The sequence below is a fragment of the Shewanella scandinavica genome (assembly GCF_031932065.1).
Lineage (GTDB): Bacteria > Pseudomonadota > Gammaproteobacteria > Enterobacterales > Shewanellaceae > Shewanella > Shewanella baltica.
In genome coordinates, this window is sequence record NZ_JAUOES010000004.1 from 159,627 (window position 1) to 180,732 (window position 21,106).

A 21,106-nucleotide genomic window follows, 5' to 3' on the forward strand; every position below is an offset into this window, starting at 1 on the left:
AGAGAGGTAAGCAAGTGAAATACAGATTATGGGTTTTAGGTGCAGGTTTAAGCTTAACGATCGGGCTGAGCTCTGCGGCGCACGCATTTTCTATCCCGCAGCCTGCTGCCGAACTCGCGGCCAGTAAGTTTGTGCACATTCAGGTGACGGCAGAGCAAGGTGACGCCGATGCCCAATTTTTACTGGGATTAATGTACCTTTCTGGCCGTTTTGTGGCGCAAGAAGTGCCCTCTGGTTTGCACTGGATATCTCTTGCCGCCGAGCAGCAACATGAGAAAGCCCAGCAAACCTTAGCCGACCTGTCTTTTGAAGGCCAATTGATCAAGCGTGACTTATCCGTGGCCGAGCATTGGTATCGAGCCTTGAGTGAGCAGGGCAGTCGTTGGGCACAATTCCGTTTAGGCTTTATTTATGCTTCTGGCGGCGATGGCGTGCAACGTAACTGTGGTAAAGCGGTCGAGCAATTTTCCCAAGTGGGTGATGATGTTGCCTTAGGTAATGTGGCGTGGATTTTAGCGACTTGCCCCGAAGCTGAGTATCGCGATGGCAATAAAGCGGTCGAGTTATCCTTAAAGTTACTCAAAGTGAATGAAAACGACCCGACAAATTTAGATAATCTGGCGGCGGCTTATGCCGAAGTCGGCGATTTTGGTGCGGCAATTTCGACGCAGCAAAAAGCAATTGAAGCGTTAAAGATGAGCGCCGAAATGACCAAGACAGATGAATTTATGCAGCGCTTACAAACCTACGAGCAAAAGCGTGCGTATCGCGAAACCTTACGTTTACTCGAATAAGGCATTGGTTATTGGATGGTTTAATTAAGCTCTATTGGTTTATTCACGTGTTAATTGATGCATAGATTTATAAGTTGAAAATAAAGCCTGAGTTAATACTCGGGCTTTTTTATTTTTAACTCACGCTAACCGAGCGTCCAAGAATGTAGGATGTGATATTCCACACCCGTGCTTGTGTTTTTTGAATGGTATAAATGCAAATGTTCGGGCGTTAACGTTAGCGTATTCATGTCCTTGAGTTGCAATAAAGCCGCTTCATCTAGCGTCCATTGTTTTGCTTTTCTAAATAAACTGATGTGCTGGCAAAAGTGGTGTTCACTGCTATGCAATTGCAGGCGGCCTGCGATTGCTTGCGTCTGCTTAGCTAATTGCGCTAATGGCGGCTCAACGTCATCGCCTTTCAAGCAACAAACTTGGGCATTGGGCCATAAGTCGAGCTGGTTAAGTTGAACGCTGAATCTAGGCTTAGCTAAGCAGTCAATCGCATCAAGGAGGGCGATGCGTTGCTCGTCGTCAACTTGCCCTAAAAAGCAGAGCGTTAAATGCATATTACTGACGCTAACCGCTTTCGCCTCAGGATTAAGGTGGCAGAACAGTCGCTGTTGTAAATCACTCAGCCTTGCCCTTTGTGCAGCGGTAGGCGCGAAGCCGAGAAATAGCCTTTGTTGCATCTGATTATTGTCCTTTGTGGCGTTCAACACGGATTATCTCTGGGAACACTTTGACGTTTAGCGTCTTTGAGCGTTAATCTAGTTGTTGAATTTATCGGCTAATTTGCGACTCAAGCAGACGTTTAATTTACTGTGAGCCTATACTCAATATACGTCGATAATACCTTAAATGGATTTTTAGGTAAGGAAGTCACTTTTCATGTTAGTAGGTTTAGCAAATCCACTCCAACAGGCCTTGGTGAGTATTTTTAGTGAGTCTCCGCTAGAAACCTTAGAGCAAAATGTTGACCGAGCACTTGAGACCATCACATTGCAGCTGCATTGTGACGGGGTATTTGTATTAACCGGCAGCCAGTCTCTGGATCGTTTACGCACGCGTAATTTGTATCTAAAACCCCAATTTGCCAAAGGCCAACAAACGCGAGTCTGGCCCTTGGCACGCATGCCATTTTTTCGCTCCCTTGTCCGCACCCCGCGACTATTAAATCTGCCCGATGTGAATACCTTGCCCGCCGATGCGCAGGCCGAGCGTGCCCTATTAAGGGACTGGGACGTGAAGAGTCTATTGGTATTGCCACCTGTGGTATTTGGCGAAACGCGTATTGCGCTGGGCGCAGTCAATTGCTCCGAGTGTTGCGAATGGAGCGAAGAGTTTATAAGTGAGTTTAACCATGCCGCTGTGATGATTGGCTCGGCGATGGAACTGACGCGTATCGCCCTGAGCATGCTCGCCAGTGAGCATAAATACTGTGAAGTCTTCAATCAGTTACCCTTAGCCTGCGCCTTGTTAGATAAATATAATCAATTGACTATGCTCAATAAAGTCGCCCTGCAAACGCTGCCAATCCAACATGGTTATGATTTATTCGACATGGTACGTGAGGAAGAACACGCCATGTTAACTGATACCTTGCATGTGGTACGTGAAGGCGTACTTGGTCAGGCTTGGTGTGAATTACCGTTGAAATCTATCCATCAACTGGCTTGGTTGAAACTCAGTTTTAGCCAGATCTGTGGCGATAAAGATACCTTAGTCATGATTGCCGAAGATGTCAGTGAAAAGTATCGCCTAGCCGATGAGCTGTCGTTCCATGCCAATTATGATGCGCTCACAGGATTGCCCAATCGGTTACATTTCGAAGCCCTATTAGAAAACCTGCTGCACGCCCACGACGATATGCCTATTTGTGTGGCGTTTCTCGATTTAGACCAATTCCAAGTCATCAACAATATCAGTGGCCATCAGGCGGGCGATAAGCTGCTTTGCCAAGTGGCCTTACGCTTAAAACAGCTCGTGCGTAAGGGCGATATCGTCGCCCGTTTAGGGGGTGATGAGTTTGGTATCTTGATGCATTACTGCAATGTGGACTCGGCAAAACAAATAGCTAAACGTATCTGTACCCAATTGGCGAATCATGAATTTATTTGGGAAGGTCGCAGCCACAATGTCAGTGTCAGCATGGGGATTGCTAAACTCGATAAAAAAGCCGCCGACATTTATACCGTGATGAGTCAGGCCGATGCTGCTTGTCGCTTGGCGAAGGATCAAGGCCGTAATGGCTGGCATTTATACAGTGCGAGCGATCCTAAAATGAACCGTCTTTATACCGAGATGATGGCGTCGGTGGACATAGTCGGCGCACTGGCGTTAAACCAATTTGAGCTTTATTTTCAAAGCATAGTGCCATTAAACCGTGAGGAGTCAGGTCTGCATTTAGAGATCTTACTGCGCATGGTGCAGGCCAACGGCACTATCGTGTCTCCAGCCATCTTCTTGCCCGCCGCCGAGCGATATAACTTAGCTTCTAAGGTCGACTTGTGGGTGATCGATAACTTGCTCAAGTGGGGCGGTTGCCATTTAGATATCTGGCAGCAGTTGGACCTAGTGTCGGTGAATTTGTCGGCGACGTCTTTGGGCGACCATGAGTTTATGAACTGGCTAGAAATGCGTTTAATGGCCGAACCTGAGCTGGTGGACAAGCTTTGCATCGAAATCACTGAAACCGCAGCCGTGAGTCAGCTCGATCAAGCGACAAAGTTACTCGATATATTGCGCCCGCTCAATTGCAAGTTAGCCCTCGATGACTTTGGGGCTGGTTTTTCTAGCTTTGCCTACCTTAAGCGCCTCAATGTGGACATTGTGAAGGTAGATGGTCAATTTGTAGTGAACATCTGCGAAGACAGTGCGGATCAGGCGATTGTTAAGTCGATTTGCCAACTCGGCCAAGATATGGGCTTTGATGTGGTTGCCGAATTTGTCGAATCCCAAGATATTGGCCGGAAACTGCAAGCTTTAGGCGTCGACTATGCCCAAGGTTACGCCATCAATAAACCGATGCGGTTAGCTGAATTGCAGTCTGGACTCAGTCAGCCTTGGCTCGAAAAACGTGAGACCTTTGCGGCCTATCCCCAACTATAGTGTTTGGTACACTTATCTACTGAGCCGGATTATGTTGCAGTGAAATGGTACTCACCGTCGATTGTTAGTACACTGACGGCCTGTGTTGGCCGCTGATGTCTTTTTCTTGAACTCTCTACCTATTCATAGCTTATTAGCACCGCTGCGTGCGGCTTTTTCTCGTCACGCTCAAGTGATCCTCGAGGCACCGACAGGTGCGGGTAAATCTACCGCATTACCTTTGGCTATGTTGGATTGGCCCGAAATCAGTGGACGCATTTTAATGCTCGAACCGCGGCGTGTTGCGGCGCGTAGTGTGGCGCACTATATTGCCCGTTGTCGCCAGCAAAAGGTGGGGCAAGAAGTGGGTTATCGCGTGCGCGGTGAAGCTAAAGTCAGCGCCAATACTCGCTTAGAAATCGTTACCGAAGGCATACTCACGCGGATGATCCAGCAAGATCCCGAGTTAACTGGGATTGAGATGATCATCTTCGATGAGATCCATGAACGCCACCTCACTACCGATTTAGGCCTCGCCTTAGCGCTCGAAGTGCAAGCTTCACTGCGGGACGATTTAAAAATATTGGCCATGTCGGCAACCTTATCAGGCCTTGCCTTGGGCGAACTGATGCCAGAGGCAGTGACCTTACACAGTGAAGGCCGCAGTTTTCCCGTTGAGGTTGAATATCGCCCTGTGCCGACGCAGCAGCATTGGATCGATCATCTTGGCCGCTGCGTACTCGATCTGGTCTCGGCCAGTAGTGTCAGTGTTGATAAAACGGCTAGCAATAACGCCGTGCTCGTTTTCTTACCTGGAAAAGGCGAAATCTCACGACTGCAGCAGTTTCTGCGTGAGCGCTTAGCCCAAGATGCCTTTCTGATTTGCCCCCTTTATGGTGAGCTTTCGGGTGCTGACCAAGATAGCGCGATTGCGGCAACTACAGATGGCAGGCGCAAAATCGTGCTAGCGACTAACGTGGCGGAATCGAGCTTAACTATTGAAGGTATAGGTTTTGTCATCGACAGCGGCTATAAACGTCAGGCCAGTTTTAACCCTAAAACCGGCGTCACCCGCTTAGGCTTAAAACGCATTAGCCAAGCTTCGGCAACTCAGCGCAGTGGCCGCGCCGGACGTTTATCTGCGGGTGTGTGCGTGCGTTTGTGGAGCCAAGAAGAGCATGGCCGCATGCTCAGAGCCGATGAACCTGAGATCAGCCAAGCGGATCTGGTGGCTATGGCCCACGATTGTGCTTATTGGGGCGCAAAATCCTTCAGTGACTTGATGTTGTTAACGCCGCCACCGAGTGTGAATGAGACGCTGGCGTGGCAATTACTGCAGCGCTTAGGCATGGTCGATGGCCAAAATAAACTGACTCCCCACGGTAAAGCGGCCTACGAGCTAGGGTGTCACCCAAGGCTTGCCCATATGTTATTGGGCGCGAAAAGCTTAGGCGCTGATTATGAGCAAACTGCGCAATTGGGCAGTTTGGCCTGTTTGCTGTCGGGGATTTTAGAAGCGCGCGGTTTGCCTAAAAAGGGCGCCGATATCATGAATTACTTGCACTTTGCCTGTCAGGGGCAAGCGGGACAGCAGGCAAAACAGTGGCAGAAAAAGCTCGGTTTAACTGCTGACTTAGTGAAAGTCGCGACCCATGCTCACCACAGTGATGTGGGATTATTGCTGGCACTGGCGTATCCAGATCGCATCGCCAAAGCCCGAGGCGTTGAGGGTTATCAATTAGCCAATGGGACTGGCGTGGTGTTAGCAGCCGAAGATGCCTTGTCGCAAACGCCTTGGATGGTGGTGGCGGATTTCCAAGAAACTGAAGGCCGAAACGCCGGACGGATTTATTTGGCGAGTCAGTTTCAGCCGAGCTTGTTCGATAGCGAGCTAAAAGACTTGCTGGAAATCCACGAGATCTGTGGTTGGGATGAAGGCAAAGGCCGAGTCATTGCCGAGCGCCAATATAAGGTCGGACAAATTTTAGTGAAAACCGAGACGATTGCTAAGCCTGAGCGCAAGCAAATTGTCGCGGCCTTACTGGGTTATATTCGCCAGCAAGGATTACAAATTCTCAATTGGAACGATAACTTAGAGCAGTTTCAATACAGGCTTAAACTCGCGACTGAGTTCGATGCGGGCAGTGACTGGCCCAAGGTCGATGATGGGGCGTTATTAGCGAGCCTAGAAACTTGGCTGGCGCCTTACCTCGAAAATGTGAATAATCTGCCGCAATTAGTTAAGCTCGATTGCTTTGGTTTTGTGGCAAACTGTTTGAGCTGGCAGCAGAAACAGCGGCTGGAGGAGTTATTGCCAACCTCTTGGCCGTTAGTTACCGGTACCTCTGCGCCAATCGTATATGATGAGTCTGGGCGTGCGCTGCTGCGGGTGCGTCTGCAAGAAACCTTTGGCATGGCGCAGAGCCCTATGCTGGCGCAGGGCAAGCTAAAGGTGACGATGGAATTACTTTCTCCCGCTCAACGTCCATTGGCTTTAACGGCGGATTTAGCCAGTTTCTGGCAGGGACCTTATGTGGAAGTGAAAAAGGAAATGCGTGGCCGATATCCAAAACATCTGTGGCCGGACGATCCTGTGAATACACTACCAACAAAATTTACCAAGAAGAAAACCTTGGGTTTAGCTCAGCCATAGCAGTGACACTGTTTTTTTAATCGCGTGAAAACACGCCTTGATTTGCACCACGCTCACTGTTGTGCCTGTGGCTGATGTCTTTAAATGCATGAATGATGAAGTAGATATGACGACTAAGACGACAAAAAAAACACCCGCTTCCCGTAGGGCCAACAATGGCCGCGGTTTATTTCGACGAATGTGGTCAATCACTTGGAAATTAGCCTTAGCCGGACTAGCTGTAGTGACGTTCTACAGCATTTATCTCGATCAAATTATTGCGCAAAAATTTGAAGGCCAAAAATGGCACTTGCCCGCGCAGGTGTTTAGCCGCTCTATGGCGCTGTATCCCGGCGCGGCGGTCAGTCATCCGCAAATGATGGCTGAGCTTAAGTTGCTCGGCTATCGCAAAGTCGCGAATCCACGCCAAGTGGGAGAGTTTTCGGCATCGAGCACCCGTATCGAATTGTGGCGTCGACCATTTTTACATCCAGAAGGCGATCAAGTCGAACAAAGAGTCATGATCAGCTTCGACAGCAATGGCGTCAGTTCAGTCTCCCGAGTGTCGGACAAACGCCAGCTTGCCGTATTCCATCTTGAGCCTGTGTTGCTCGATCGCATTATTACTGGCGACGGTGAAGACAGGCTGTTTGTGCCGACTGAAGAAATGCCTAAGTCGATTGTGCAGGCGTTATTGCTGGTGGAAGACCGTAGCTTTTACGAACATCATGGGGTGAATCCCTTCGCGATTGCGCGCGCCGCGTTTGTGAACATTAGCGCCGGTCGCACAGTGCAAGGTGGCTCGACGTTAACCCAGCAGTTAGCGAAAAACTTTTTCCTATCCAGTGAGCGTTCTTTGCTGCGTAAGGTGCGCGAAGCCTTGATGGCAGTGATTATCGATTTTCGTTACAGCAAGGACGAAATCCTCGAAGCCTATCTTAACGAAGTGTATATGGGACAGGATAAATCCCGCGCCGTTCATGGTATGGGTTTGGCCTCGCGTTTCTATTTCGGCCGTCCTATCAGTGAGTTGACTATCGCCCAGCAGGCATTTTTAGTGGCTGCGATTAAGGGACCGTCTTACTACAATCCATGGCGATATCCGGATCGCATTCAAGAGCGTCGCGATCTGGTATTGCGTTTACTCATGGATGCGGGCGATTTAACCACGGCCGAGTACAAGGCGGCGGTGGAGTCACCTCTGGCGATCCGTAATCTGAATAAACCCGCACACCAGAAATTACCTTCCTTCTTCGCCCTGGTAAAACAGGAAGTGAACGAGCGTTATGGCGATGCGTTACTGAAGCAATCTGGGGTAAAAATCTATACCACGCTCGATCCTATGGCCCAAGAAGCCGCCGAAATTGCGGTGACTCAAACCCTTAAGAGCTTAGATAAGAGCAACAAGTCATTGCAGGTAGGCATGGTGGTGACCGACAAATACACGGGCGGTATCGCGGCAATGGTCGGCGATAAAACCCCTGGATTTGATGGCTTTAACCGTGCGGTTGAAATTCGTCGTCCGATTGGCTCGTTAATTAAGCCCTTTGTGTACGCTACGGCACTGGCACCCAATAGCCAATTTACCTTAGCGACTCCCCTTAAAGATCAGCCTATTACCTTAAAGAGTGAGCAAGGTAAGACATGGTCACCGCAAAACTTCGATAAGAAGTTTAGCGGTCAAGTGCCTTTGTTAACGGCGCTGAAAAAGTCGATGAACGTCCCGACAGTAAATCTTGGGATTGCGGTGGGCGTGGATGCAGTCGCGACAACTTTGGCTAAGTCGGGCTGGCAGGAGCCGTTAAACGAGTATCCTTCTATGTTACTTGGCGCCGTCAATGGCTCGCCATTAATGGTGGCGCAGGTGTACCAAACCTTAGCCGATAGCGGGGTTTACCGTAAATTAACCACAGTGACGGCTGTATTGGATGCAGATAAAAATCCATTGCCCGTGACGCGATTGCCTAAAGAGCAGGCCATCTCACCCGATACTGACTTTTTGATCCAGTACGCTATGCAGCAAGTGGTGAATACGGGCACAGCGACGCGCTTAGGCAATGCCTTCCCAGGCGTTGGGCTGGCGGGGAAAACAGGTACAAGTAACGATAGCCGCGACTCTTGGTTTGCGGGCTTTGATGAGCGTAACGTCGCCGCTATTTGGGTGGGGCGTGATGATAACGGCAAAACCAGCTTGTATGGCAGCAGTGGCGCCATGGCCGTGTATCTTGCCTTCTTGAAAGAACGTCCACCTATTAGTCTGCGCTCTATCCCAGTGAATGGCGTCGTGAAGGGCTTTTTTGACCGAGATACCGGAGTGGCCAAAGAATCGGATTGCAGCAATGTTGATGCGCTTCCGGCATTAACCGCAACTTATCGTCCGGTGAATAATTGCGGCGAGCCTTTGCAATGGTGGCAGAAAATACTCGGCCAATAGGCTCGAGAATCGACCAATCACGCATTTGTGCGTTGAATATAAAATCTTAAGTAGTAGAACCTATGCGAATGGAAATGGCGTTATCGAGAGTACACGCGTGACGCCATCTTCCCTTAGCCTAGGTCGTTAACCCAAAGTGAGAAATAACATGTTTAAAACCGCTGCCGCCGTGCATATTTTAGTGAAACACAAAGAGCAGGCTGAGGATATCGTTAAGCAGCTGAATAATGGCGCTAATTTTGCGGTACTCGCCAAGCGTTTTTCATCTTGCCCTTCGGCCAAAAAAGGCGGTGATTTAGGCGAGTTTAAAAAAGGCCAAATGGTGCCACAGTTTGATAAAGTGGCATTTTCGGGCGAGTTATTAGTGCCGCACATAGTCAAAACTAAGTTTGGCTGGCATGTGGTTAAAGTGCTGTATCGCACTTAATACTGCAGGAATAAGCCCCAATGTAGCGCGTCTTAGCCGCACGTCATTTGCGGCTAATCAAATGGATTGGAATATTAAGGAGCGATGAGCATGACCTTTAGTTTTAATACCGAAGATGCGAGCCAAGTTTGCGTGGGGGCATTTGCGCTGGCGGTGCCCGTGGCGTTTTCAGAGGAAGCCTGGCATCTCGGCGAAACCTTGCCTGTGCTCAATCTCGCCATGCTCTTTAGTTTATCGTTGTTATTTCTAGGGGTTTTTACTTATCACAGTGTGTTCCAGCAAAATATTAGTGCCCGAGTCCCTGTGTTTATTTTCCGCATTGTGGTGGCGTATTTGCTCACCGCGCTGGTGGTTTTCCTCGTCCTGCTGTGTCTCGATAAAGTGCCATTTTTTGAAGACCCGCTAACCTCTATAAAACGGATCATCGTCATCACTATGCCTGCCTCCATGGGCGCTATTGTTGTGGATAGCTTCGATAAGGAATGATGCGCCTTAGCTAAACTTCATGACTTTTGTCACTGGTGGATAAGCGTTATTTTGCGCATACTCATTCCCATACTCTGACTTTGATTAATGTCTAGAGTCGAAATAAGCCTGAGTTTTTAGCCTGATAACAATAACGCCACTAGATAAAGGAAATGACTATGAATACTGGAGCCCTCGCTTTACTTATCCCGATACTCGCCATTGTTGGCGGATATGTGGTGGCGATTATGAAAATCCGCGACAAGCAAGGTGTGTCGAGCCGTGAGCAAGAGGCCGAAAATCAAGCCTTGCGGTCCGAGTTAGCTACCTTGCGTCAGCGTGTCGAAGTGCTAGAACAGCTGGTCACTGACGATAGTTTTCAATTGAAGCGAGAATTTAAACAAGTCTAACTATTTGTTCCTTGTCCAATGGAAGGCGCTAGCCTGTTAACCTAAGTTAATACCCTTGTAATTTGTTTGGCTTTACAAATGTGGGCATGGTGTTACTTTGTACATCTTCCGTGGGATCAAGTCATCGGGTGAGTTAAATACCTAATTTAAGGTAGACTCGTGATAATTTTGTTATCCATCCCTGTATTGAGTTATTACAAATAGAGTTTATATGTTTCTAGCGCCTTATTTTTCCGAGCAAAATCAAGCCATTTCCGTATCCGCACAACAAGCCAGCGACTTCGCGAAGAAAATTGCGCAGGACTTTAATCCCATACACAATGTGGGCGCAAAACGCTTTTGCGTGCCGGGAGATTTACTGTTTGCCATAGTATTGACTCAATATGGTCTGAGTCAGAGCATGAAATTTAGCTTTGCGGGTATGGTGGGCGCGAGTGTCGAACTGCAATTCCCGGAACAAGTGAGCGAGAGTTTTTCAATTCGCGATGGCCGCGAAAAAACCTATCTTAATGTGAGCCGTCAAGGCGATGTAAGTTGTTGCGATGCGCAGACAGAATCCTTTATTCGTCAATATGTTGCTTTCTCTGGGCATAATTTTATCGATATCCTGATCCCTTTGATGAAACAACATCAAGTGATGATCAACCCAGACCGACCTTTAGTGATTTACGAAAGCATGTCGTTTGACTTAACCACCCTCGATTTTGTGCAAGTGACCTTATCACTCGTTGACCAAGATTTAAAAATCGATGGTAAACGTGGCGATGTGACACTGCACTTTGAATTACACAGTGGCGATACTTTAGTCGGCACAGGTATCAAAACCTTAGTCATGAGTGGATTACGTCCTTATGACGAGGCGCTGGCGCAGCAAATGTGCGCCACCTATGAAGGTAGTAAAACTGATTATTGATTGACGGAACAGTCACATGGCGTTTTGTCTGCAGATAAAACGCCATGCAATCCTTGCGTGATGAAATGCGAGGGGATTAATGACCGTTGATTGAAAGTTGAGAGACGATTTGTGAGACGTTTTCTGCCCCGTTGCGTATTTCTCCCATCACCAAAGTTACCTCGGCTAACTGTTGTTTCCCTTCCTGTGCGATACCTTCAACTTCGTTCATCATGTCTGTTGCACTTGTGGTGAGCTGGGTATTTTTAGTGACTACGGCGGCAATTTCACTGGTTGATTTACTGGTTCTGGAAGCGAGCTGCCTCACTTCATCGGCGACAACCGCAAAACCTCGGCCTTGTTCACCCGCACGCGCGGCCTCAATTGCGGCATTTAATGCCAGCAAATTGGTTTGATCGGCAATCGAGCTAATGGTCGCGACTATGGCTTGAATACTTTGGGATTGCTCATTCAGTTGAGTAATCGCCTGAGTCGTTTTATGGGTTTGCTCAGCAATGGCATTGGAGGTATTCACGGTCGCATTAAGCAACTTAACGCCTTGTTCCGCTTGTTCAACGGTACGTTGCGATGTGGTGAGCGCAATATTTGCTGCTTCACGCACAGCGTGGCTTTGCTCGATCCGCTTGCTGATATCACTGGCGAACTTAACAACTTTAACGACCTTTCCATGTTCATCCATAATGGGATTGTAAGCCGCCTCCAGCCAAATTGAGTCGCCATAGGCATTTTTGCGCTCAAATAGCCCTTTGCTATAGCGACCTTGCTTAAGCTCGTCCCAAAAGTGAGGATTTTGTCGATAAAATTCATCGAAACAGAAAATTCTATGATGCTTACCTAGGATCTGTTCTTTGCTGTATCCCATTGTTTTTAAAAAGTTGGCATTTGCCTTCAGGATAGTGCCATCTGGGGTAAATTCAATAATAGCTTGGGAGCGATTTAGGGCATCAAAGATGGCAGGTTGATCGTCAAGCTGTTGCTTATCTTGGGTAATTTCAGAAGCTGTTTTCATTATCTTCACGACTTTACCCGCCTGTTTTACAGGAAAGTAAGTCGCCCTCAGCCAGATTTCTTGGCCATTTTTATTCACTCGCGCGAAATTCCCCTCCTGCGGATGACCGGCTTTTAAATTACTCCAAAATTGTGGGTAGGCAGGAGAATTAGCATAGGCCGCTGAGCAAAACAGCTTATGGTTTTGACCAACAACTTCATTAAGTGAATAACCGACTACTTTTAAAAACAAGGCATTCGCATCGAGAATCTTCCCATCAGGCGTAAATTCTACTGTGGCAATACTTTGCTTAATGGCGTCGATGACCGACTCCGCTTCTTGGCGCTTGTTTTCGCTCACTTCTAGGCTTTTACGTAATGAAGAATTGAACACTGGGATACTCCTGATGAGCTTAACTGACTCAGAAACCGCTGGTCTTTATTGAAAGCTCGATATAACGAGCTGGATACACAGATAAATATAGCTGTGATTTTAATGTGTGGTTTATTTCTATTAAACACGTGATCGGGATCTATATACCTAAATTGAGCAAAAGAAGATAACTTTTCTTTGGTTGTTGCTCGACTTGACTTTGGTTTTAGCCCGACCAGACGTAGCGGCAGAACGGATAGCTAAATTTTAGCATGCTACTTGGGTCAGTTAGCTTGAATTCACGCTATTAAAAAGCTGCCAATGGCAGCTTCTTAAGTGTTATTTATGCTCGGCGGTTAGCTTAGTTTTTCAATTTTAGCGGGTAGACCTTGTCTTGCCGAGGCGCCACTTGCCCAGTCTACCAGCGGATAGCGGCCATGACGACTGGGATCGAATAGATTTAAGTCGTTCATGTTGATCCCGACTCGGATCAGCGGATTGGCGACGATTTTAATCTCGTCAATCACAGTGTCCCGCGCGCCGAGTTCTTTATGGCCATAACCGTGTTCGATAGCGATGCAGTCTGGGTGCACTCCGGCAACACATTCCACTAAGGCAATCACGCTGCCGTTGGGCGTGCTGATTTTTACCGTGTCGCCCGTGCTGATGCCAAGGCGAGTAGCGGTTTTCTCGTTCAGTCGCACCGGATTATTAGGGTGTACTTGGCGTAAACGATCCGAGCCAATACTCATAGAACTCATGGTATGGGACTTGTAACTGCTGATCAGCAAAGGCCACTGTGACTTATCAAACGCCTTATCGAGCGGCGTACCATCGGCCAAGGAGGGTTGATATAAGCGCGGACAACCACTCATAAATTCCCCTGTGAGACTGTTGCGACGACTGCCGACGTCGGGATTCCACAGCATCATAGGTTTAGGCCAGACTTTACTCGGATTCCCCGCGTCATCGCGTGCGCCGCGCATTTCTTCAAAACGGCCGCCGCGGGCAAATAAGTAACTGACTTTTTTGACTTCATCAGGCGTGAGTCTGGTATTGAGTTCACTTTGAATGCGGCTTACACCGCTAAGATACATGTCCTCGGCGTTGATATCGGCGACGGCTTTACCTAAATAGGCCACGTTGGCGGCGCCGTAAAGTGAGTAATCCGCTGCGCGCGTTAACGGGTGTAAGCTGCCATCGGCGGCCTTAACGGCATTTTCGCCAAAGCCGGGTAGTTGCAACTTCATCGCCACTTGGCTCAAGAAAGACTCCATGCACACCACATCACCACTGGCCATTTTCGCGACTCTTGGCTCGACAATCGGCCAACGACCTGTGGCAACTTTGGTTAATGTGCCTTGCCATACTGAGGTCCAGCCCCAAGACTCGTACGTTAAGGTGTCGGGAACAATGTAGTCCGACAGCGCCGAGGTTTCGTTAATAAAGCTGTCGATGCTGATAAACAGCGGTAGCACCTTAGGATCTTTCAGTTGTTCACCAATAGCTTCCCCTAAACCCGCTTGACCATAAATCGGATTACCAATGTGGTTAATCCATGCTTTGAGTCGATAGGGATAACCGTGCACCGCCGCGGTTAAATGTTCGCCCAATAAGGGCGATGAAATCGGAAACCAAGGCTCTTTAGCGGGATAAGGCGATTCGCCGGCTTCGACTTTACGGCGATACTCTGAGGTTTTCTCGTAGGGGAATTTAGAGCGCGATAGGAATACGCCCTTAGGTTCGACCATGCCGTCAAACTCCTGCAGATTATACCTTGGGCCTTTACCAAAGGCGGGGAAGGAACCGCCGGAGGCTAATGCACCGCCCTTTAAATTGATGTTACCTATCATGGCGTTGAGCATCATGATCGCCCACGCGCTATAGAAACCATTGGCGCTCATTGTGCCGCCGTGGGAGATTACTGCGGCCTTAGTGCCATGGCTGGTAAATTTATCCGCGAGGGCAATAATCTGCGCCTCGCTGATATCGCACTCCTTGGCATAGTGTGCCATTTCGAAGCTGTGCGCCGCTTCACTTAACAGCTGGAAGCTAGATTTAACCGCAATCACTCCCTTAGGTGTGTCGACGCTTTGGTCTACTTCGAGCTTGGCTTTCTGGCTTTGGGTAGCCAAAACTACCTCGCCACTCGTTGCATCGACAACCAACTGCGAGTCCTGCTCGCCGTAGGCTTTGCCGTCGAAAGGTAAGCCAAGATCGCTGGCAAAGAGATATTGGCCATATCTTGGATGGGTGGGCTCGCTGATTATCAAGAAGCCTGCATTACTAAAGCCACGGTAACCTGATGCTTTTGCAGCATCGACATTGGGCGCACTCAAAAAATCGGCGGCATAGCGCTGTTTATCGATAATCCAGCGCAACATGCCCATGGCGAGGGCCGAGTCGGTGGCGGGGCGGATCGGCAGCCAAGTGTTGTTGCCCGCACAAGGTTGATTCGAGGTATTGGGCAGCATGGGCGACACCACCACATAACTGAAATTGCTGTTATTCACCCGCGCGTTTGCCAGTTGTCTCGCTTGGCGTTTAAAGGGATTGCCCGATTGCTGCGGCGAGGTGCCGATAAAGAGTAAAAATTCGCTATGGTCCCAATCGGGCTTCAAGTGGGCGTATTTTTTCAAATCATCCAATAAAGCGCCTGCACCAGCGCGGTAGGTAAACCCGCAATAGGCACCATGGTTGGCAAAGTTTCGGGTGCCAAAGCTGTTGAAGGTAAAACGTTTGATAATGGCATCGCGTCCTTCATCTGAGGCGTTCGAGACCAGTAACTGGTTGGCCTTAGGGCCGTATTCCGGATTATTGGCATCGAGCGGCGTGGCGATATCTCGAATCGCTCTTAAGCCTTCAACTTGGCCTTCGCCAAATAAATTACCGCCTTCGATGACTTCATTCAGCAACTGCTCAAAGCTAATGCTCTGCCATTGGCCACTGCCGCGCTTACCTACGCGCTTAAGACATTGGGTAACACGATGCGGGCTATCCAATTGTTCTAGCATGGCATTACCACGAGCGCAGGCGGTGGAACGCCCCTGTAGACCCTGTTCTTGAAAGGCGCTTAGCCCGACAAATGCAGTTTTGATTGGCGTATCGAAATCGATATGTTCCCGCGATGACAACGGATGATAAGGATTACCGCTGATGCGGATGATCTTATCGGTTTTTTGATCGATACGAGCGCGCACGCCGCATTTGGTCCAGCAACCTAAGCACATAGTATTGGCGACGCGCTGATCGTCATTGCTGATTAGCTGACCTGACTGTAAATCGACTTTGTATTCAGGCGCTAAGGAATTGCCATGCAGCGGATCTTGGGTCGGTTTTCCTGAGGTGCCATTGACGACACCTTTGCCCATTTGCGCTAACGTATGACTATAACCCGCGGCAAATAATCCCACACCACCCGTGACAGCGGCCCCTTTGATAAAACGACGTTTACTCTTATCCATGATGGACTCCTTAATTCTGTAAACTAATTGGGTGCTCAGCGAGCAAGCTTTGCCGCAGGCGTGTGGCGAATAAGTTCGGAGACCAGCGCCATTAATGCCAGCCAGAGACCGAAGGTGCCGGCTATGCCTAATAGTCCTTCGGGTCCCCAAGGCAGTTGATAGAGGTAAGTCCCTGCGCCGTATTTAGGATCGGTTTGCGCTTGGATGAGCACTATCCAGCGAAATCCCCACGCGAGATGAATGGCCGTGAGGCTGACGACGATCATAGCCACATTGGGTAAGTGACGAATGGCGAGCATCAGTGCCAGCATGGCGAGTGTGACTAGCACCCAAATCGCGGCCAGTTGCCAACTTGGACTAGTTTCAAGCAATAACGCGGCTTCAGGGGCCGAGCCCTTATCGAATAATGCCCAGCCGATAATGCACAGGGCGAACAGACCAAAGCTGGCCCTTACCCAGAGTAATAGCTTGTCTTGGGTACTTTGTTGGTAGCCTTTTAATAATCGATTCAATACCGCCAAAGTGCCGCAGGCGGCGAGCAGGGCGCTCATCGCCATTAAAGGTGGTAGCCAATAGGTATGCCACAGTGGCCGCGCCTTAATGGCCATGGTTTCCATGCCAGTGTAGAGGGCGATACTGCAGGCACTCAGGGCCGTGATCAGTGCGATCGGCTTGATGAATTTGTCACTGTTCCAATCACCGAATCTCAATAATTGGCCTATTTTATTCAGCCAATCTGAGTCTTGATGCGCGGTGTGCTTAGGCAGATATTGACGCAGTAATAGCCAAGCAAATAGCGCGCTGGTGCCCGAGAATACCGGCAGTAAAAAGGCGCCATACCACATCCAAGATTCAGGGCGAACTTGCGCATAAAAATGCCAAGCCCGCAGCGGTTGGTGTAAATCGGCGAGCAAGGCAATAGGCGCGACTATGCCTGCGGTCAGCATTAAACAGGCGCAGAGTTTCAGCAGTCTGTCATCGGGTTTCGCGTGACTAAACAAGTGTATTGTCGCGACCCACACACAGGCATAGGCCAGACCCATCATAAAAAAGTATTGCACCGCCCAAGGTAGCCAAGTAATGGCGATATCTGGGGTAAAGATTTCTTTAATGACCATGGTGGATCTCCTCGCCAGTATCGGTAAGTAAGGTTCTAACGGGGGCTTGGCCGCTAATCTTGTGCTCAAAAGCGCTGCTCATGCCGATGTAGAACACGCGCGGTGAAGTGTTGGCCGTGGGTTTGAGTACCTTTATATCGGTTTTATTGTTGGCGAGCAGTTGGCTTATCTGGCTGTGGGGATCGTTAAGATCGCCAATCACACGGGCTTCTCCCACGCAGGTTTCGACGCAGGCGGGCAGTAATCCCGCATCCAACCTATGGGCGCAGAAGGTACATTTGTCGGCGGTATTAGTATCGTGGTTGATAAAGCGGGCATCGTAGGGACAGGCTTGCACGCAATAGCCACAGCCAACGCACCATTCATTATTGACGACTACTATGCCGTCCTTACGCTGGAAGGTCGCGCCCGTAGGACAAACGGGAATACAGGGCGGGTTTTCGCAGTGATTACAAAGTCTTGGCAGCATTAAAAACGCAGGCGGCGTGGTATCTTCCTGCTGCGAGACTTCATACTGCTGCACTGTGGTGCGAAATTGCCCTAGGGGCGGTTGATTCTCGATAGTGCAAGCGACGGTACAGGCTTGGCAGCCCACGCAGCGGCGTAGATCGATCACCATGCCGTAACGTTTACCCACTTGGCCTTCGCTGGCACTGTGCACTTGAGGGCTGCGCTTATCATCTTGTGCATACACTTGCACCACAGGGATCAGTGCGGCGCCAACACTGACGCTGGCCATTTTGCCGAGAAACTGACGTTTACCCACTTGGCCTTCGCTGGCACTGTGCACTTGAGGGCTGCGCTTATCATCTTGTGCATACACTTGCACCACAGGGATCAGTGCGGCGCCAACACTGACGCTGGCCATTTTGCCGAGAAACTGACGTTTACTCTTGTCCATACAGATTTCCTTCACTCTTGCAGATGGCGAATAAACTGGCTCATAGACCTAGCGTTAAGGTTTATGGCGAGGTTTAGAGGCATTCTGTAAAAGGCGAGGCGGCATAACTATAGTGGTTTTCCACATATCAGGCGTGGGTTTGATCTAGCGCAACAAATATCCGTTAGAATAGCCTTCAAAATGATAGGGTTTTATTTTTTACGGCTTTTAAACTTAAGTTTGGCCTGCTTCCAATTTGAATTGGACCTACTTTTAACTGAATTTGAGCTTGAGTTGAATTTGAGTGATTGGGGATAAAGGATTGCACTTCACGTTATTTAGGATGATGAAAACAGTGTTTAGCTCAGCGATGTCGCTCAAGCGGCCGTTACCGATTCAAGGAACAGTGCCTAAGATGGCACCTCGAATGATTTTAAGGATGACACTAGCCGTGGCGTTAGCGTGCTTGCTCGCTTCGGCAAACGTGTTTGCCGCCGAGCCGCAGAATCAAAGCGCGCCTTCGGATGGAATGGACGCAGAGGCTATAGCTCAAGTCGCTACCGAAGAGCCCGGTTATCAAGTGGTCGATGTGGGTGTGTTAGCCATCCGCGGTTATAAGGCGACCATCAACCGCTGGCAGCCGTTAATGGGTTGGCTCGAAACCCAAATTCCCAACAGTTACTTTAGGTTACATCCTCTCTCCCTCGATGAGTTAGCCAAGGGCGTTGAAACCCAAGGGCTCGATTTTGTGATCACCAACCCAGGGCAATCCGTGTTGCTGGCGCGGCAATATTCTCTCACTTGGTTGGCGACCCTGCGCAGCCCGTTAAATAATGGCGCGGCGATGCAAGTGGGTTCGGCGCTGGTGGTGCGCGCCGATTCACCCTATCAGACTTTAACGGATCTCAAGGGGCGTCGACTCGGGATTGTGTCGAAAAATGCCTTCGGCGGTTACTTGACCTTAGTGTACGAAGCGCAGCTAAAGGGCATAGATTTGCCTCGCTTTGTGGGTGAGATTATTCCGCTGGGGTTCCCGCTAGATAATCTGTTGTATCAGTTAGATGATCAAAAAAGTGGTAATGATGCGGCGAAAGACAGTCGACTGGATGCGGCTGTGGTGCCTGTGTGTCAGCTTGAGCAGATGCAGGCAGAAGGGCTGATTAATATCGGCCATTATCGGGTGCTCGATAACCAAACTCCGGTGGGATTTCATTGCCAAGTCTCGACTCGTCTCTATCCCAACTGGTCCATGGCGAAGACCAATCGCGCCTCGCAATCTCTAGCTAAAAGCGTGACCCAAGCGCTGTTGGCGCTGCCCGAAGATCACCTCGCCGCTAAGTCTTCCGATTCTGCGGGTTGGACCACGGCAGTGAGTCAGCTGGCGATCGATCAACTGCTCAAAGATCTCGACATGCATCCCTTACAAACACCTTGGTGGCAAAGGGCGTGGCAGTGGGTCAAGTTACATCAACAATGGGCTTGGTTTGTGCTGGCGATTCTGGTGCTGCTCAATGCGTACCATTTCTGGTTGGAGTATCGCTTTAGTCGTCGCGGTCGGGAGTTAATTAACACTCAGCGCCAGCTCAATGAAAACCGCGCGCTACTGGAACATGCCCAGCGCATTGCGATTGCTGGCGAACTTGGCGCGAGTCTCTCCCACGAACTGAATCAACCTTTGGCGGCGATTGGCCATTATTGTCATGGCGCCGAAGTGCGATTACAGCGGGGTACTAGCCCTGAGGAACTGCAATCGGTATTGACGCTGATCCAGCAGGAAGTCACGCGAGCCGACAGCATTATCAGCCGCTTACGCAACCTGTTGAAGAAACGGCCTGTATCGAAACAACCTTTGTATTTGCATGAGCTGGTCAATGATACTGTGCCGCTGCTCGCCTATGAGTTTGAACAACATCAAATTAATCTTGCCGTAAACGTGAGCGGCGAGCCCTATTTACAGTCCCTCGATGAAGTCGGCATGCAGCAGTTGTTGCTTAACCTGCTGAAAAACGCCGCCGATGCCTGTGTTCAGCGGCTAGAGCTTGAATCCAGTGGCACCGAACAGATCATCACGCAAAAACCATACACGCCGACGATCGATATCGATCTTCGCTATCAAGAACGCACACTCTTGCTGACAGTCACGGATAATGGCACGGGTTTAACCGAAGCCGCCAGCCTGCTGATGCAAGCCTTTTATTCCACTAAATCAGAGGGATTAGGTTTAGGCTTAGTGATTTGCCGCGATATTGCCGAGAGCCATGGCGGGACGTTTAGCCTAGAAAGCGCTATGGGTGGCGGTTGCCAAGCGCAGGTGGCTATACCGCGTAAACCTGAACCTAATGGAGCACTTTAATGAGTCTTGAGTTACCTGTGTATTTAATCGATGACGATGACTCAGTGCGTCGTTCTTTGCGTTTTATGCTCGAAAGCTATGGCCTCAAGATCACCGACTTTGATAGCGCCGAAGCCTTTTTTACCGCCGTAGACTTAACCCTGCCGGGTTGTGCGCTGGTTGATGTGCGTATGCCGGGTTTGAGCGGCTCGCAGTTACATCTTGAATTAGTCGCCAAAAACAGTCCGTTAGCTCTGATTTATCTCACCGGCCATGGCGATGTGCCTATGGCAGTAGAAGCGCTCAAACTCGGTGCGGTGGATTTTTTCCAAAAGCCCGCCGATGGCGCTAAGTTAGCCGAAGCGGTCGTCAAAGCGTTGGAACATACCAAGGCACATCATCAAGACAATCAGTATCTTGAGACCTATCAAGCGCTCACACCAAGGGAGCGGGAGATACTCAACCTGATTGCCCAAGGCCTGAAGAACCAAGAGATTGCCGATAGCCTCTGTATTGCCATGCGTACGGTCGAGATCCACCGCGCCAATTTGATGAAAGGCATGCAAGTGGGATCGCTGGCGGAAATGATACTGATTTATAGCCGGATCGCTGATCGCCTGCGCCTTGAAGATAACCGCTAAAATTTACCTTTTACTGCGCTAATTGCCGCTTTGTTAGCCGCCTATTTGGGCTAAGTTGTCGTATCATTGGCGGTTAGTATTGGCTTTGCTAGTAGCTTAGTTTTGGGCGTAAAGAAGAGCTTAGTTCTGGGCCCAATTCTGGGCGTAAAGATTGTGAGCCATGGCAT

General features: G+C 49.4%; 15 protein-coding genes. 10 read left to right on the forward strand and 5 right to left on the reverse strand.

Annotation, left to right across the window (positions count from 1 at the left end; all coding sequences use genetic code 11):
- Positions 1-14: 14 nt before the first annotated feature.
- Positions 15-794 (forward strand): tetratricopeptide repeat protein, encoded by a 780-nt coding sequence (locus tag Q4Q50_RS04670; RefSeq protein WP_011845736.1) that lies wholly within the window; start codon positions 15-17, stop codon positions 792-794.
- Between the two features lie 125 nt (positions 795-919).
- Here Q4Q50_RS04670 and thpR read toward each other — a convergent pair whose 3' ends face one another.
- Positions 920-1,465: an RNA 2',3'-cyclic phosphodiesterase gene (thpR, locus tag Q4Q50_RS04675; RefSeq protein ID WP_311898595.1), complete on the reverse strand. Its 546-nt coding sequence runs from the start codon at positions 1,463-1,465 to the stop codon at positions 920-922.
- 199 nt (positions 1,466-1,664) lie between these two features.
- On the opposite strand from thpR, the gene Q4Q50_RS04680 reads away from it, so the two are divergent.
- The 7 genes from Q4Q50_RS04680 to Q4Q50_RS04710 all read left to right on the forward strand — a co-directional run bounded on the left by Q4Q50_RS04680 (position 1,665) and on the right by Q4Q50_RS04710 (position 11,144).
- Positions 1,665-3,884: a putative bifunctional diguanylate cyclase/phosphodiesterase gene (locus tag Q4Q50_RS04680; protein WP_311898597.1), complete on the forward strand. Its 2,220-nt coding sequence runs from the start codon at positions 1,665-1,667 to the stop codon at positions 3,882-3,884.
- Between the two features lie 82 nt (positions 3,885-3,966).
- Positions 3,967-6,516, forward strand: a complete 2,550-nt coding sequence (gene hrpB, locus Q4Q50_RS04685) for an ATP-dependent helicase HrpB (protein WP_311898599.1) — start codon at positions 3,967-3,969, stop codon at positions 6,514-6,516.
- 88 nt (positions 6,517-6,604) lie between these two features.
- A complete protein-coding gene (mrcB, locus tag Q4Q50_RS04690) occupies positions 6,605-8,929 on the forward strand; it encodes a penicillin-binding protein 1B (protein WP_311898600.1) in 2,325 nt (774 codons plus the stop codon).
- A 148-nt stretch (positions 8,930-9,077) separates the two neighbouring features.
- On the forward strand, positions 9,078-9,356 hold the full coding sequence (locus Q4Q50_RS04695; protein WP_006084190.1) for a peptidylprolyl isomerase: 279 nt from the start codon (positions 9,078-9,080) through the stop codon (positions 9,354-9,356).
- Positions 9,357-9,446: 90 nt separating this feature from the next.
- Complete coding sequence (locus Q4Q50_RS04700) at positions 9,447-9,842, forward strand: DUF2391 family protein (RefSeq protein WP_006080091.1); 396 nt, start codon at positions 9,447-9,449, stop codon at positions 9,840-9,842.
- Between the two features lie 158 nt (positions 9,843-10,000).
- A complete protein-coding gene (locus tag Q4Q50_RS04705) occupies positions 10,001-10,231 on the forward strand; it encodes a hypothetical protein (protein ID WP_107403628.1) in 231 nt (76 codons plus the stop codon).
- 211 nt (positions 10,232-10,442) lie between these two features.
- The gene (locus Q4Q50_RS04710; protein ID WP_006084189.1) at positions 10,443-11,144 is read left to right on the forward strand and encodes a DUF3581 domain-containing protein; all 702 of its coding nucleotides are present in this window, start codon (positions 10,443-10,445) and stop codon (positions 11,142-11,144) included.
- A gap of 76 nt (positions 11,145-11,220) precedes the next feature.
- Here Q4Q50_RS04710 and Q4Q50_RS04715 read toward each other — a convergent pair whose 3' ends face one another.
- The 4 genes from Q4Q50_RS04715 to dsrO form a co-directional block, all read right to left on the reverse strand.
- Positions 11,221-12,525, reverse strand: coding sequence for a methyl-accepting chemotaxis protein (locus Q4Q50_RS04715; RefSeq protein WP_311898601.1), 1,305 nt, complete (start codon positions 12,523-12,525; stop codon positions 11,221-11,223).
- Positions 12,526-12,860: 335 nt separating this feature from the next.
- Complete coding sequence (locus Q4Q50_RS04720; protein ID WP_311898602.1) at positions 12,861-15,968, reverse strand: tetrathionate reductase subunit A; 3,108 nt, start codon at positions 15,966-15,968, stop codon at positions 12,861-12,863.
- 35 nt (positions 15,969-16,003) lie between these two features.
- A complete protein-coding gene (gene nrfD, locus Q4Q50_RS04725) occupies positions 16,004-17,086 on the reverse strand; it encodes an NrfD/PsrC family molybdoenzyme membrane anchor subunit (protein ID WP_311898603.1) in 1,083 nt (360 codons plus the stop codon).
- Positions 17,076-17,987 carry a sulfate reduction electron transfer complex DsrMKJOP subunit DsrO gene (gene dsrO, locus Q4Q50_RS04730; protein ID WP_371830295.1) on the reverse strand — a complete coding sequence of 304 codons (912 nt, stop codon included), beginning with the start codon at positions 17,985-17,987 and terminating at the stop codon, positions 17,076-17,078. The genes nrfD and dsrO overlap by 11 nt, the downstream gene beginning before the upstream one ends.
- A gap of 394 nt (positions 17,988-18,381) precedes the next feature.
- Here dsrO and Q4Q50_RS04735 point away from each other — a divergent pair, with 394 nt between their 5' ends.
- Together Q4Q50_RS04735 and Q4Q50_RS04740 are read left to right on the forward strand one after the other, a co-directional pair.
- Positions 18,382-20,319 carry a sensor histidine kinase gene (locus tag Q4Q50_RS04735; RefSeq protein WP_311898604.1) on the forward strand — a complete coding sequence of 646 codons (1,938 nt, stop codon included), beginning with the start codon at positions 18,382-18,384 and terminating at the stop codon, positions 20,317-20,319.
- Positions 20,319-20,939 (forward strand): response regulator transcription factor, encoded by a 621-nt coding sequence (locus tag Q4Q50_RS04740; protein WP_311898606.1) that lies wholly within the window; start codon positions 20,319-20,321, stop codon positions 20,937-20,939. Before Q4Q50_RS04735 ends, Q4Q50_RS04740 begins: the two co-directional genes overlap by 1 nt.
- The last annotated feature ends 167 nt before the right edge of the window (positions 20,940-21,106 follow it).